The organism is Furfurilactobacillus curtus, from assembly GCF_045862785.1.
In the GTDB taxonomy this organism is placed as follows: Bacteria; Bacillota; Bacilli; order Lactobacillales; family Lactobacillaceae; genus Furfurilactobacillus; species Furfurilactobacillus curtus.
In genome coordinates, this window is sequence record NZ_BQXO01000003.1 from 81,798 (window position 1) to 95,480 (window position 13,683).

A 13,683-nucleotide genomic window follows, 5' to 3' on the forward strand; every position below is an offset into this window, starting at 1 on the left:
TGCGCCCTCCTATTTGTCAAATGTGCCAAGCTGATCAAGAATTTGTTGATAAAATATTTTCCGCGTCGCATCACCGCGAACGAGCTGGTCATTAATCTGTCCGTCTGCAATGAACATAATCCGATCACAGAAACTGGCCGAAAAAGGATCGTGGGTGACAAGTAAGACAGATACATGCTGCTTCTTGTTGATATCTGTCAACAAATCCAATAAATCGCGCGCCGATTTTGAATCAAGGGCTCCAGTTGGTTCGTCACCCATTACAATAGCCGGATGATGCACAATCGCACGGGCAGCGGCCACACGTTGTTTCTGTCCACCAGACAATTCAGCTGGATATTTATCTAACAGGTTGGCAATTGATAGGCTATATGCAACTTCTTCAACCGCCTTGCGGATTTCTTGTTTTGCTCGTCCCTGTAATGATAACGGTAACCCAATGTTTTCGCGGGCCGTTAAACTCTCCAGTAAATTGAAATCTTGAAAGATAAACCCGATTTCTTCGGAACGAAAATCTGATAATGACTTGCCCCGATACTGAGTGATTTCCTTGCCATTGACCTCAACGCTGCCACTAGTGGGTGTATCTAATGTTGACAACAAATTTAGCAATGTCGTCTTACCAGAACCTGAAGCGCCCATGATGCCGACAAACTCTCCCTCAGCAACCGTCAGATCGATTCCTTTTAAAGCCTCATATTGCGTTTCATTTTTGCGTCCATATGTCTTGTGTAGATCAGCAACTTTAACAACTGGTGTCATTTGCATAAATGATTCCTCCCTCGGTTACCTATATGGTTAATTACTTGTGTAACTAACCATATAGGTAACCCACCAAAAAGTCAACTCATTCATTCATAAATTCCCCTTAATCTATGCGTTGGCTCGCAGGTCCTCGCTACAGTCGATCGCCCCCTACATCTGTTAAAAAACTTAGTTAGCACCGATCGCAAAAAAAACGCTGCCGAATTTGGCAGCGAATTTTTTGATCGATCATTTAAACATCGAGAGATGTTTCACTCTCTTTTGACTTAGTTTTACTCTTATTAGCTTTACTATCGTCAGTCGTCGCCTTTTCATTATCAGACGTATCCGTCTCTTCAGCAACGCCATCCATGTGATAAGCCTGGCGGACTTTATCATAAATTTCTTGACGCATTTGTTCATGTTCGGCTGCTTCTAAATAAGCTTTAACGTTTTCGCGCCCTTGCCCGATTCGTTCGCCATTATAGGCGTACCAAGCACCAGATTTGTCAACAATATCCTTGTCAACTGCCATATCTAGCAATTCCCCAGATTGAGAAATCCCATGTCCATACATGATGTCAACTTCGGCCACTTTAAACGGTGAAGCCACCTTGTTTTTCACCACTTTAATCCGGGTTCGATTCCCCATCACTTCCGTGCCATCCTTTATTTGTTCAGCACGGCGAACTTCAAGACGAACAGTTGCATAAAACTTCAATGCTCGACCACCAGGTGTCGTTTCAGGGTTACCAAACATAACCCCAACTTTTTCCCGAATCTGGTTGATAAAGATCGCAATCGTCTTGGTTTTGTTAATTGTTCCTGATAATTTACGCAACGCTTGGGACATCAAACGAGCCTGTAGTCCAACGTGAGCGTCACCCATTTCGCCTTCAATTTCAGCCCGAGGCACCAGTGCCGCCACTGAGTCAATGACAACAATATCAATGGCACCGGATGAAACCAGTGCATCAGTAATCTCTAAACCTTGTTCACCCGTATCCGGTTGCGATAACAATAAGTCGTCAACATTGACGCCAAGTGCTTCAGCATACTGAGCATCAAGCGCGTTTTCAGCGTCAATGTACGCAGCCGTACCGCCCTGCTTCTGTACTTCGGCAACAGCATGTAGCGCAATTGTCGTCTTACCGGACGATTCAGGTCCGTACACTTCTACAATTCGGCCACGGGGAAAACCACCGACGCCAAGTGCATCATCTAACTTTAATGATCCCGAAGAAATCGTTGAAATTTGCGTGTTGGCATTTTCACCCAACCGCATGATAGATCCCTTACCAAAATTCTTTTCAATCTTCTTTAACGCAGCATCTAATGCTGTCTGACGTGCATCAGCCAAGGGCAGATCCTCCTTTAATCACGTAACCTAGTGACCCAATCATACCGATTCAATTCAACAAAATCAAGCAAAAAGCGAACAAAAGTTCGTATTATTTTTCAGTTGGCAATGATCGTAAAATTAAATTCAATCCATTCATTACTGCCCGCCGGCGATTCAATTGGCGATCATCACTAAAATGAAATTCACGTGCGATCACCGGCTGATTTAGCATTGAAAGTCCAATCCACACAGTGCCCGCCGGCTGACCTTCCAATGCCTCAGGACCAGCTACACCAGTAAACGAAATGCCAATATCTGTTTTTAACACGTGGCGCGCTTGTTGAGCCATCGCCTTGGCTGTCGCTTCACTTACCACCCCATGAGCCGCAATCGTCGCTTGGGGAACCCCAATTAGTTGTGTTTTTGCAGCGGCAGCATAAGTCACAAAGCCACCGGGAAAAATGGCCGAAACACCGGGAACTTCACCAATGGTGCTTTGAAATAACCCAGCGGTTAAACTCTCTGCCGCCGTCAAGGTCAAATTAGCCTTAATGAGCCGCTTTATCACGACTTCGACCAGACTATTATCATCTCCGTAACCATACAAAAAATCGCCAACTCGGGCCTTAACCTGTTGTTCAAGTTCATCTAAGCGCGCTTCATTGGTTTGGATAGAAGGGCCCGACGCCGTTAGCCGTAATGTCACCTCTGCGTCCTTAGCATAAGTGGCCAATGTTGGATTTGTTTGTTCACTGATCAAATCATCCAATTTTCGTGCCAATGCTGCTTCGCCGATGCCAAAAAAGCGTAACACACGAGAAGTTAAATGGTCTAATTGCAAATAAGTCTGTTTTAAAAGCGGCACTACTTCTGAGGAAAACATCGCCATCAATTCGCGTGGTGGCCCCGGCAACACCAAAAAATCGGCCCAATTTTCTTGGTGAATGAAATCGCCAACTGCCATTCCGGTAGGATTTGATAATGGGTGGCCCCCACTAATATACAGAGCTTGTAGACGATCGCTATCTCCCATCAATCGATCGGACTGTTGATAGTGCAATTTTATTTTTTTTATGGCAATCTCATCTTCGACTAGCGTTCTGTCAAGATGCCGTGCCACAATTTGCTTCGTTAGATCATCTTTCGTTGGTCCTAGGCCGCCCATCACCACAACTAGGTCACTGCGTTGTTCTGCCAGCGACACAGCATCATCCAATCGCGGGCCATTATCACCGACAACCTGCTGATGGAACACTGAGATACCAAGGTCAGCTAAACCACGCGCAACATAGCTCGCATTTGTGTTATCAATTTGTCCAAGTAAGATCTCCGTGCCCACTGCAATAATCTCTGCCTGCATGTTTCTCCCTCCGACTAAACCCATTGAACAAAGTTTACATACGTATAAACTACCGAAAAGACATTTATAGTCATTATAAAGCTTTTTCTCGTGTTTCTCGCAATTGTTCGCCTAAATCTATAAGTCTCAAAGACTCCTTTTCACGCCAACAAGCCCGCGAAAAAAGTAAAATCTAAATTTTGATCTCAGGCCGAATCAAATACGATCACAAGGCAGATTGATCTTGCTCTTATATTAAAAGTGTGGAAATTAGTCAAATAACGCATAGTCTTAAAAAACGAATTTCAAACGATGAATAAACCATCATCATTCGAAATTCGTCTTGAATACTCGTCACTGCCTAATTTTATGTGCGTTTCCGTTTTGCTTAGAAACTAGCTTTCTTTTGGTCTGTTAAGAGCTACTTAAAGCCATCACCGAAAACACTGCGATTCTGAACAAAATAATCAATCCCAGAGTAGATGGTGAAGAACAGACAAGTGTACAGCAAAATCCCAGCCATCGGCAGATGAATATTATTGAAGAAAACATTATTCAGCAATAATAAGATGATCGCTAACATCTGTGTCGTGGTCTTAATCTTGCCCGGATAGGCGGCTGCCATCACAGTACCGTTGTTTTCAACAATCAATAACCGTAGGCCAGTAATCGCCAGTTCACGACAAACAATAATTGCAATAACCCAGGCCGGTGCCTTTCCCATTTCAATGAGGACAACAAACGCAGTCATCACAAGCATTTTATCGGCCAATGGATCAGCAAATTTGCCAAAATTGGTAACTAAATGTTGCCCGCGGGCGATTTTGCCATCTAGCAGGTCGGTGAGTGAGGCCACGATAAAGATCACCGTGGCGATGACATTCACTAATGGAATGGTCGTCCCCAACCAAATAACACTACCCCAATGGAACGGGACAGCCAAAATGATTAAGAAAATGGGAATTAAAATAATCCGAAAAACAGTTAATTTATTTGGTAAATTCACGAGTTAACCTCCAAGCAAAAAGTGCACCGCTCTCACTTAAGAGTAGGTACACTGCTCATTTCTATTTGGCCGCACTGGTAGCCGATTGCAATTGTAACGTCAAGACTCCAGTTGTGCCGGTTCCTTTAGTCAGATCAACTGCCTTGCCATTAATCGTTACCTTTGTCGCTGTCCGATTCCCAAAGGAAACACTAACACCAGTTGTTCCTGCTGGTAATGTTAATTCTTTATTCGTTCCGGTTGTAACGGTACCGACGTATAGTGCCCGACCACCTGTTGGCGTAACTTGGATCCAAGAGTCAGCGCCCTTTGCTGTAATCGCAAGTTTGTTAGTCGCAGGTGCATTTTCAACTCGGTATGTGGCATTGGCACCAGTCGTTGTCACTGGAACCAAAGTTTGTTTTGTATTTGCTTTAGTCGTCTCACTACTGGAAGAGCTTGAGCTCGACCGATTTGTCGAAGATGATGATTTATGTGAACTAGCCGACTCAGTTTTGCTGGAACTAACGGCCACATGACTGCTCGAGACTGCACTATTATTGCTCGACTGACGACCACTACGAACAGCGAATGCCCAGATTGTCCCTAAGATAATCACCACGATCACACTCACAATAATAATTGGCAGTAAACTACGTAAGCGATCCAATCCGGAGCTTTCTTGGCCGATTTTAGCGGTCTTAGGTTCACGAGTAGCAGGCTGTTCTTCGGTAACCGGCATTACATTTGTCGCAGCAGCCTGCGGCAATTGATCATTGTAATCCCTTAATAATTCATCCCCATCCAAGCCCACTGTTTGCGCATACTGTTTAATAAACGCACGCACGTAAAAATCGCCTGGCAGTTCATCGAATTGGCCATCTTCAATCGCAATTAAATATCGTCGTTGAATTTTGGTCGCTTGTTGGACATCATCTATCGTTAAACCTTTTTCACTGCGCGCTTCTTGCAGTTTTTGACCAATCGTTGGTGTTTCATCACTCATAACGTTAAAACTCCATTTATTTTAAAATACGACGCAAGCCGCTATATTGAGTATAGCATACCGAAAAGCCGATGTTCTGTATCGTCAAAAACCGCAAGGATTTTTAAAGATTACTGTTGGTTTCATCGGTTGGTAAAATATCAAATACACTAATACCAGCCGACTGAATCAGTTGAATGCCAACAGATTGAACATCTGCCAATGTCATCGACTGAAGTATTGTCATTTCATCCATTAAATTGGCCTGGTCGAATAAGCGACCTTCGTAAGCATTGGCAATTGCTTCCACCGAATTCATCATCATAATATGATGACCAATTGCTTCCCGTTTAACCAGTTCAAACTGTCGACTAGCTTGCTGATCAGTCAAATAATCGTCTGTGTGTTCAAGAACTGAAATAATCGCTTCCGAAAAAGCATTTGGATTAGTGGTATCGCTACTGATGGTCAGGAAATGAAATCCCCGCTCTAATGAAAAATCATAGTCAAAGCTATCATCAATAATGCCTTGATCGTACAAACTTAAATATGTTGGGCTAGTATCCGCAAATAAAATATCTAATAACATCGTCGCCGCCATGCGATATTTCAAACCTGCCCGCCCTAATGGCACCTCGTCTAAACCACGCAAACCAACAATTGATTTTGGCATGGTCACATCTAGATGACGGCTTCGATATGGCAAAATTTCCGTCGCATCGGCATTTTCAATCACGGTTCGATTGATCGGCTCTGATGCTGGAAATTCCTTAGTCGCTTGGTTTTCACGAATCCAGCTCATCATCTCATTTGGTTCAAAGCCACCTACGATAAATAAATTCATATTGGATGGATGATAGAACGTTCGGTACGTTGTCATGAGTTGATCAGCAGTGATGTGACTAATCGAATCAACTGTTCCCGCAATGTCGATATGTACGGGTTCAGTTGGATATAAATTGCCAACGATGCCCATAAATAATTGCCAATTAGGATCATCGTCATACATTTGAATTTCTTGTCCAATAATGCCTTTTTCCTTATCCACAGTTGCCGAAGTGAAATAAGGTGTTTGAACAAAGTCCAATAAGACATTTAGATTTTCGTGCAGATGCCGACTGGCAGAAAACAGATAACTCGTTCGAGTAAAACTGGTGAATGCGTTAGCATCTGCACCAAACTCACCGAATAAATCAAACGCATCATGATCAGCCTTCTCAAACATTTTGTGCTCCAAGAAATGGGCGACGCCATCTGGGATCGTCATCACTTGATCACTGCCTCGTGGCACAAACATACGATCTGTTGATCCAAAGTCAGTCGTCAAGACAGCATAAGTTTTATGAAAACCAGTCTTTGGTAATAGTTGAACTAATAACCCATTTGCCAGTGTTTCCTCAAACAACGTTTCTCCTAGTTGTTGATACTCGAGTCTCTCCAAGGCTAGCCTCCCTAATTCGTCAATAAATACACGGTTGCTAGCGTGGCCAAACGCGCAACCATCGTGACATCGGCGGGTGTCACTGCGTTAATGCCATTCACCCAATCCGCAACTGAAACCGTTTGTCCGGACAAATCATCAAGTAACTGACTACCAATCACCACCCGTGGGCTGTCTTGGGCCGCCTCTCGCGCATTAATGAGCGTTTCTTGAACTTGATGGAACCGCTGATCGCTGAACCGTCCCTCTGTCAGGTCAGCAAGTTGTTGAGCTATAATCGATTGAACCTGCTCAGCCTGTCGTCCGTCAATGCCAGTTTGAACCGTTAACGTTTGATTGAAAAAGTTGACACTAGAATTAGCATAATAAGCTAAACTATGTTTTTCTCGCACATTAGTGAATAGCAATGATAATGGCGTTCCCCCAAATAAACCATTGAAAACTTGCGCTGGATAATACAGAGCTTGACCATAATCTACAGGAAAATGATAAATCAAATCTAACTTTGCTTGCGTTAAACTTTCATGTTTGACGGCAGATTTTACCGATACCGCTGGTTTATTATGATAAAAAAGACCGCTAATAGCTGGGGTCCGATCCGGTAATTGGAGTTTTGTGGCCGCTGTCCTAGCGCTAGCTTCCTCAACATCTCCGAGTACATAAATATGAACCTCATCGTCCGTTACCATCTGCTGATACACATTGAACACTTCACTAGCAGTCAAACTAGCCACATCACTCAATCGCCCAGCACTCGGATAACCGGCAACAACCTCACCAAAGTGGAGTCGTTGAGCGGCTAATCGTGCGGCCAAGGCTTTATCTTCATCAACCGCCCGCAAAGCGACGGCTAAATTGTGTTGCTGCCGGGCAAACGTAACCGAATCAAAGGCTGGTAAACCGTTCTGTAACAAAGGGCGATTAATAACCTCATTCAAAAAATCAAAACCTGCTGTTAATAAATCCGGTTGGTCCGCCAAGTAACGTCCATTAGGCACTGTTAAGGCAAATTGAAATTGGGCTTGCTCACCGTTTTTAGTCACATTCGTACTGTAATTAGCGCCGTACATATCACTCAAAACACTAGCTAAGTCCGTTTGTGTGGGATACGCTGCCGTACTCGTCTCTAGCAGATCAGCCAGCAATGAACGCGCGGTTAACGTGGACAGCGATGCCGGTGAACTAAAGGTAACTAACGTGCTAATCGTTTTAAATTGGGTTGTTGGCAGAACGGTCAAATGAACGCCCGCTGCTAAATCAATGGTCATCAATCCCGCCTACCTTTCATCTTCATTGTCATTGATTCATCTTAGCTGAAAATGCGTGGGAACACAATGCTGGACATGTCCGTCAGCTGATGAATTAGGGATCACCAAAGATCTGTTCATATCTTGATCAATCAAGGCCGAGAGCGAAAGTAAAAACTAAATCTGATTTTCAAAAACCAAATTGTCAAAATACGGGACATAAGTCACCACTGACTTATGTCCCGTTCTATTAGTTCGTATTCATCTTTAACGTTTACTTAACTAAACTATCGGCATCACGGCCAAACCATTTATGGTTAATCCGTTGCAACTGTCCATCCTTAGCCACCGCATCTAAACCTTGGTTTATTTTATTTCGCAGGGTAACATCTCCTTTACGCAGGCCGACTGCATAATCTTCCCCTGCAAATTGACCCACAATGGTTCGATAAGCCGCCGGATTGTTTTCATGTTTGATGTAATAGTCCGCATAAACTTGATCAATTAAAAGTCCTTGAATCCGATCGGCATTTAAGTCAATGAACGCGTCATTAAATGTGTCATATTGAACTGGCGCACCTTTAATGTATTGTTTCAATAGCTTAGGTTGCGCGTTGACCAGCGACTGACCAGAGGACCCAGTTTGCACGCCTAAAATTTTGCCACGCATTTGCGAAAATTGCGTGATGTTTTGTGAACGTCTGGTGACTAGTACTTGGTGATTACGTAAGTAAGGCTCGGAAAACGCAACTTTTTTTGCTCGTTGCGGGGTCACCGTATAACCATTCCAAATTGCGTCGATCGTACCATTACGCAACTCAGTTTCTTTCATCGACCAATCAATCGTTTGAAAATCAACCTTAATGCCATAGCGAGCAAATACTGCCCGAGCTAAGTCCACGTCATAGCCCACCAACTGTCCGTCCTTTTGACGAAATCCCATTGGGACAAAACTATCATCTAGTCCAATCACAATCTTATGACGTCGTTCAATTCGCGACCATGTGTCCTCATGATCAGCTCGCCAGGTGACACTCTGGCAGCCTGTTAACGACAGCAAACTACCTAATAATGCGATCAGGATCAGCCATCGCCACCAAATCCGACGCAATCTTCTTTGCATATTTAATCCTCCACAGGCGCCTTAACTGGGCTAACCGTGACCACTTGATCAGCGATCTGTTGTGCAAATGTTTGATCGTGAGTCACCACAATTTGCGTGATTCCTTGCCGTTTCAAGTCTAAAATCAACTCACCAACCGTGTCACGCAACGTCGGATCTAGTGCAGAGGTCGGCTCGTCATAGCAAAGCACTTCGGGCTGCATCGCCAGTGCACGGGCAATCGCAACTCGCTGCTTTTGGCCTCCAGAAAGTTGAAAGGGGTACTGTTCAGCTAAGGCCGCGATTCCTAGAGAGACCATTAATCCATGAACTTGAGCGACTGCCTGGTTCTTTTTTAAATCACTCACTAGTTCCGGCGCCAACGTGACGTTATCCAATACACTTAAATTAGGAAATAAATTAAAATCTTGAAAGACCACTCCGATTTTGCGTTCTCGACCCCGATCAACAACCGGGTCAAATGGCTGCCCGTCTAACACAAATCGTCCATTGTCAGGCTTTTCTAATCCCGCAATACAACGTAAAAGGGTTGTTTTCCCAGCGCCAGAGGGACCAACGACACTCACAATTTGGCCATCCGGAACAATCATTGAGAAATTTTTTAAAATGGTTCGACCGTCAAACGCCTTATTAATTGCTTTAATTTCGAGCATGATAAAATTCCTTTCTCTCTTCGTTCACCGTTAACGATAATAGCTATAATGACGCTCTAAAGAACGAAGCCCCCAAGTGCAGACTAAGGTTAATAACAAGTAGATAATCCCCACTAAAATCAGGGGCACTAATGTCACGTCTCGAGCAGATGCTACGTTACCGGCGCGAAGCAAGTCGCCTAATCCAATGACATAAACTAATGAGGAGTCTTTGACCAGGTTAATCACTTCATTTCCCACAGCTGGGATCACTGATTTCACGACTTGCGGCAGCACAATTCGACGTAACGTTTGTGCGTAGGTCAAGCCAAGAACACGGGCACCTTCATACTGTCCCGCATTGATACTGGCAAAGCCGCCCCGAAAAATTTCAGCAAAGTAGGCGGCGTAATTTAAAATAAAGGCCAAAAGGGCCGCCGGGTAGCGAGCGAACACGATGTTGACATCTGGCAAGCCATAGAAGATAAACATCAACTGCAATAACAATGGCGTCCCACGCATAAGCCACACATAAAAATTCAATCCCCAACGAAGTCCTACAAAGCGAGACCTTAGGCCCATGCTAACCAGAATTCCCAGTGGTAAAGCTCCCACCAATGTCCAAAAAAATATCTTGATCGTCATAACGGCGCCACTCAATAAGGACGGCAAAATTTCACTGATATAGGTTAATGACATCTTCAATCCTCCGTTTATTCCAATAAAAAATCCCCTAGCTAACAATATATGTTAACTAGAGGACGTTGGTTAACGCGGTGCCACCTCATTTTATTGTCGCCTCACAACGACAAACTCGGGGAGTTTTTTAACTTGCCAACCGAAATGGATGCTAAAGTAAGACGCCCTCACTGATCTAATCAATTAGATCAGTGAGGGCGTCTTACCGCGGTGCCACCTCATCGTTTCCAAACATCTCACAATGCTTGGCTCAGCGAGTTAAAAAACTCCTTGGGGTAACGGACCGCCCGACTGTCCCTACAACTTCAACTCAAAGCCTTCAGGTCAGCAACTCACAGATGTGTTTCAATGGTCAACTTCGCAACCTTCACAGCATCGGTTACTTTCTGTAGAAATCTGTCCATCTACTCTTCTGTTCATCGTCATTCATCAATTAAAAGTTGAGACTAATATAATCGTCGTCACTACCCTTGTCAAGAGGCTTTTAATGGTTTAAGTAAATTTGACGCACAGGCCAATATAAAATTACCAATAAAACTTCGTTAAGAGCTAAGGTCGGCGCTAACGCGGTCACTAGAAAATCCGTTAATGTTGCACTAGTCAGTCCAACAACTTGAAGTGCCAGCCAACTCAATAATGGTTGCAAACCGAAGCTAAGGAATCCGACCAGGAGCGTCGCAAAAAGGTTCACTGGCAAGTACTGGCGCAAGATACGCGCCAGCCAAACGATGACTGGAAAAATAAATAGATAAACGCCCCAATAACCCATGTAAAAGAGATCGAAGACAACGCCGGCTCCCACTGCAAACCAATAAGTCGGCAAATGTGTGTCATCTTCAAAAAAGGCCGCACACGTTAACCACAGTGTCGTCAATTCTGGCACGGCACTGACTGTGGGTCTAAATAACAATCCCGAAAACAATTGGCTTAAAACGCCATCCAAAAAAATACACAGGACTAAACCTAAAACAAAAATCCAGCGCCGTCTGGATTGGCTCATGTTGGTGACCTCCTCGTAAAATGGGTTTTATTTTTCTGCAGCGACGGTCACAACATTAGCCGTATCTAAATTTCCAGCCGGCTTAATATAGATCTTGTTAGCCAAACCATAATCGTCAGCTTGAACATGATCAACTTGGCCGACTAGAAGCCCTTTTGGCGTGATACCGCCTAAACCACTGGTAATCACTTTATCGCCTTTCTTAACGGCTACTTTTGTCGTCACTTGTCCCATTTCAATTAGGTTCTTGGTACTGTCGTAGCCAGTCACAATGCCATTAACCGTTTTACCATTGTCAGCCGTCACTTGGATTGCGAATCGATTAGCAGCATCATTATCATCAGAAATCAGTTCAACCTTACTGTTGGTCTGGTTAACCTCTGTGACCCGACCGACCAGTCCCTTGCCAGATAAAACTGGCATATTCTTCTTAATCCCGCTCACTTGCCCTTTACCAATAACTAGTTGATTTTGCCAAGAAGACGGTGTTCGTGCGATAACGTTAGCCGTGATACTCGTATAATCCAACAAACTTGCATCCAACTTAGACTCCTGGCGCAGCTCATGGTTCTCCTTTGTCATTTCTTGGAGGCGAACTTTATCTTGAGCTAATTGATCAACCTGTTGTTTTAATTGTTGGTTCTCATCATATGTGCTCAATAGTTGAGAAATACTGTTCACACCAGAGCCAATCCCCCCGGCTGGAATACTAATGACTCGATCAGCAAAGCCAGCCACGTCATTGCCGAATTGTTGAATCAGCGGTGGTGTATTGCGACGATTGCGTAACGCAACCGAAGCCGTCATTAATCCCAGACAGGTAATAACGGCCAATGCAATGATCACTAATCGTCGGTTTGAAAAGAATCTGTGCATGTGTTCCCTCCACGTTAGGCTGCCATCAAAAAAGTGGAACAAAATAGCCGTGAACCTTAATTTGTTCACTATGATGGCCTTTCTAAAAAGCCACCACTGCCTTTGTTCCACCCCTATTAATGCCTATCGATTACGCCGTTTCATAACTTCAATACTCTTGAGTGATTCCCCGGTTCCGATTGCGACACAATCAAGCGGTTCATTAGCCACAAATACTGGAACTTTTGTCGCGGCAGAAATGACATCGGGCAAGTTTTTCAACAATGCGCCACCACCCGTGAGCACGATGCCATGATCGATTACATCGGCGGCAATTTCGGGTGAAGTTTCTTCCAATGTTTCTTTAATGGCTTCGATAATTTCTTCGATCGTATCATGAATCGCGGTCGCCACATCCTCAGCCGTGACTTCAATGGTTTTTGGTAAACCAGAGATTAAATCGCGCCCGCGGACGGATTCACTATCCATGCCAGCAGTTTCTTCAATGGACGCAGAACCAATCTTAATCTTAAGATTTTCCGCCGTCGTTTCACCGATCAGTAGATTATACTTCTGTCGGACAAACGCCACAATCGTCTCATCTAGCTTATCGCCAGCCATTCGAATAGAGCGACTAGACACGATACCGCCCAAGGAAATAGTGGCAACATCAGTCGTTCCACCACCAATATCGACAACCATACTCCCCGTTGGATCCATTACTGGTAAACCAGCGCCAATTGCGGCGGCAAATGGTTCCTCAATCACGTATGCATCACGTGCACCGGCGACCCGCGTCGCATCAATTACCGCCCGTTTTTCAACTTCGGTAATACCACTTGGCACACAAACCATAATGTATGGTTTCTCGGTCGTACGGCCGAGGGAATTTTCAATATAATATTTCATCATTGCGACAGTCGTATCATAATCCGCAATGACCCCATTCTTCATGGGACGAATTGCTGAAATGCTTCCTGGTGTTCGACCAAGCATTTTCCGTGCTTCTTGACCAACAGCGACGACATCCCCAGTATTCGTATTACGTGCAACCACTGATGGTTCACGCAGCACGATCCCTTTACCCTCGATATAAACGAGTGTGTTCGCCGTGCCTAAATCAATGCCGATGTTTTTTTGTCCTAATCCAAACACAGTATTTCTTCCCTTCACAAAAGACCCTTGGCCCAAATCATATCGGAAAAAGTATACCATACAAAAAACAGCGAAAACAGATGGTTTCCGCTGTCGGTTACAATTTTAACGTTCCTTAAGACTGATTAAGATCTTA

The 13,683-nt window shown here is 44.2% G+C and carries 13 protein-coding genes and 1 other annotated feature; all 13 genes read right to left on the reverse strand.

Annotated features, from left to right (window positions below; all coding sequences use genetic code 11):
• Nucleotides 1–9 precede the first annotated feature (9 nt).
• Complete coding sequence (locus ACKTR2_RS06200; RefSeq protein WP_407883613.1) at nt 10–768, reverse strand: ABC transporter ATP-binding protein; 759 nt, start codon at nt 766–768, stop codon at nt 10–12.
• 229 nt (nt 769–997) lie between these two features.
• Nucleotides 998–2,104: a recombinase RecA gene (recA, locus tag ACKTR2_RS06205; RefSeq protein ID WP_407883615.1), complete on the reverse strand. Its 1,107-nt coding sequence runs from the start codon at nt 2,102–2,104 to the stop codon at nt 998–1,000.
• A gap of 91 nt (nt 2,105–2,195) precedes the next feature.
• A complete protein-coding gene (locus tag ACKTR2_RS06210; protein WP_407883617.1) occupies nt 2,196–3,446 on the reverse strand; it encodes a competence/damage-inducible protein A in 1,251 nt (416 codons plus the stop codon).
• Between the two features lie 400 nt (nt 3,447–3,846).
• Entirely contained in the window at nt 3,847–4,431 is a 585-nt protein-coding gene (pgsA, locus tag ACKTR2_RS06215) for a CDP-diacylglycerol--glycerol-3-phosphate 3-phosphatidyltransferase (RefSeq protein WP_407883619.1), read from the reverse strand.
• Between the two features lie 61 nt (nt 4,432–4,492).
• Nucleotides 4,493–5,416: a helix-turn-helix domain-containing protein gene (locus ACKTR2_RS06220; RefSeq protein WP_407883621.1), complete on the reverse strand. Its 924-nt coding sequence runs from the start codon at nt 5,414–5,416 to the stop codon at nt 4,493–4,495.
• Between the two features lie 103 nt (nt 5,417–5,519).
• Nucleotides 5,520–6,836: an EF-P 5-aminopentanol modification-associated protein YfmH gene (gene yfmH / locus ACKTR2_RS06225; protein ID WP_407883623.1), complete on the reverse strand. Its 1,317-nt coding sequence runs from the start codon at nt 6,834–6,836 to the stop codon at nt 5,520–5,522.
• Between the two features lie 11 nt (nt 6,837–6,847).
• Complete coding sequence (gene yfmF / locus ACKTR2_RS06230; RefSeq protein ID WP_407883624.1) at nt 6,848–8,104, reverse strand: EF-P 5-aminopentanol modification-associated protein YfmF; 1,257 nt, start codon at nt 8,102–8,104, stop codon at nt 6,848–6,850.
• 253 nt (nt 8,105–8,357) lie between these two features.
• A complete protein-coding gene (locus ACKTR2_RS06235; protein ID WP_407883626.1) occupies nt 8,358–9,206 on the reverse strand; it encodes an amino acid ABC transporter substrate-binding protein in 849 nt (282 codons plus the stop codon).
• Nucleotides 9,207–9,208: 2 nt separating this feature from the next.
• Nucleotides 9,209–9,859, reverse strand: coding sequence for an amino acid ABC transporter ATP-binding protein (locus tag ACKTR2_RS06240; RefSeq protein ID WP_407883628.1), 651 nt, complete (start codon nt 9,857–9,859; stop codon nt 9,209–9,211).
• A 30-nt stretch (nt 9,860–9,889) separates the two neighbouring features.
• On the reverse strand, nt 9,890–10,537 hold the full coding sequence (locus ACKTR2_RS06245; RefSeq protein WP_407883630.1) for an amino acid ABC transporter permease: 648 nt from the start codon (nt 10,535–10,537) through the stop codon (nt 9,890–9,892).
• 190 nt (nt 10,538–10,727) lie between these two features.
• Nucleotides 10,728–10,966, reverse strand: a binding site (T-box leader).
• A 55-nt stretch (nt 10,967–11,021) separates the two neighbouring features.
• Nucleotides 11,022–11,537, reverse strand: a complete 516-nt coding sequence (gene mreD, locus ACKTR2_RS06250; protein WP_407883632.1) for a rod shape-determining protein MreD — start codon at nt 11,535–11,537, stop codon at nt 11,022–11,024.
• A 27-nt stretch (nt 11,538–11,564) separates the two neighbouring features.
• A complete protein-coding gene (gene mreC / locus ACKTR2_RS06255) occupies nt 11,565–12,413 on the reverse strand; it encodes a rod shape-determining protein MreC (RefSeq protein ID WP_407883634.1) in 849 nt (282 codons plus the stop codon).
• 123 nt (nt 12,414–12,536) lie between these two features.
• Nucleotides 12,537–13,547 (reverse strand): rod shape-determining protein, encoded by a 1,011-nt coding sequence (locus tag ACKTR2_RS06260; RefSeq protein ID WP_407883635.1) that lies wholly within the window; start codon nt 13,545–13,547, stop codon nt 12,537–12,539.
• Nucleotides 13,548–13,683 lie beyond the last annotated feature (136 nt).

Coding starts and splice junctions, on each gene's coding strand:
- ACKTR2_RS06200 (WP_407883613.1), bottom strand. CDS start 768: ATGCAAATGACACCAGTTGTTAAAGTTGCTGATCTACACAAGACATAT.
- ACKTR2_RS06210 (WP_407883617.1), bottom strand. CDS start 3,446: ATGCAGGCAGAGATTATTGCAGTGGGCACGGAGATCTTACTTGGACAA.
- ACKTR2_RS06220 (WP_407883621.1), bottom strand. CDS start 5,416: ATGAGTGATGAAACACCAACGATTGGTCAAAAACTGCAAGAAGCGCGC.
- yfmF (WP_407883624.1), bottom strand. CDS start 8,104: ATGACCATTGATTTAGCAGCGGGCGTTCATTTGACCGTTCTGCCAACA.
- ACKTR2_RS06235 (WP_407883626.1), bottom strand. CDS start 9,206: ATGCAAAGAAGATTGCGTCGGATTTGGTGGCGATGGCTGATCCTGATC.
- ACKTR2_RS06240 (WP_407883628.1), bottom strand. CDS start 9,859: ATGCTCGAAATTAAAGCAATTAATAAGGCGTTTGACGGTCGAACCATT.
- ACKTR2_RS06245 (WP_407883630.1), bottom strand. CDS start 10,537: ATGTCATTAACCTATATCAGTGAAATTTTGCCGTCCTTATTGAGTGGC.
- mreD (WP_407883632.1), bottom strand. CDS start 11,537: ATGAGCCAATCCAGACGGCGCTGGATTTTTGTTTTAGGTTTAGTCCTG.
- mreC (WP_407883634.1), bottom strand. CDS start 12,413: ATGCACAGATTCTTTTCAAACCGACGATTAGTGATCATTGCATTGGCC.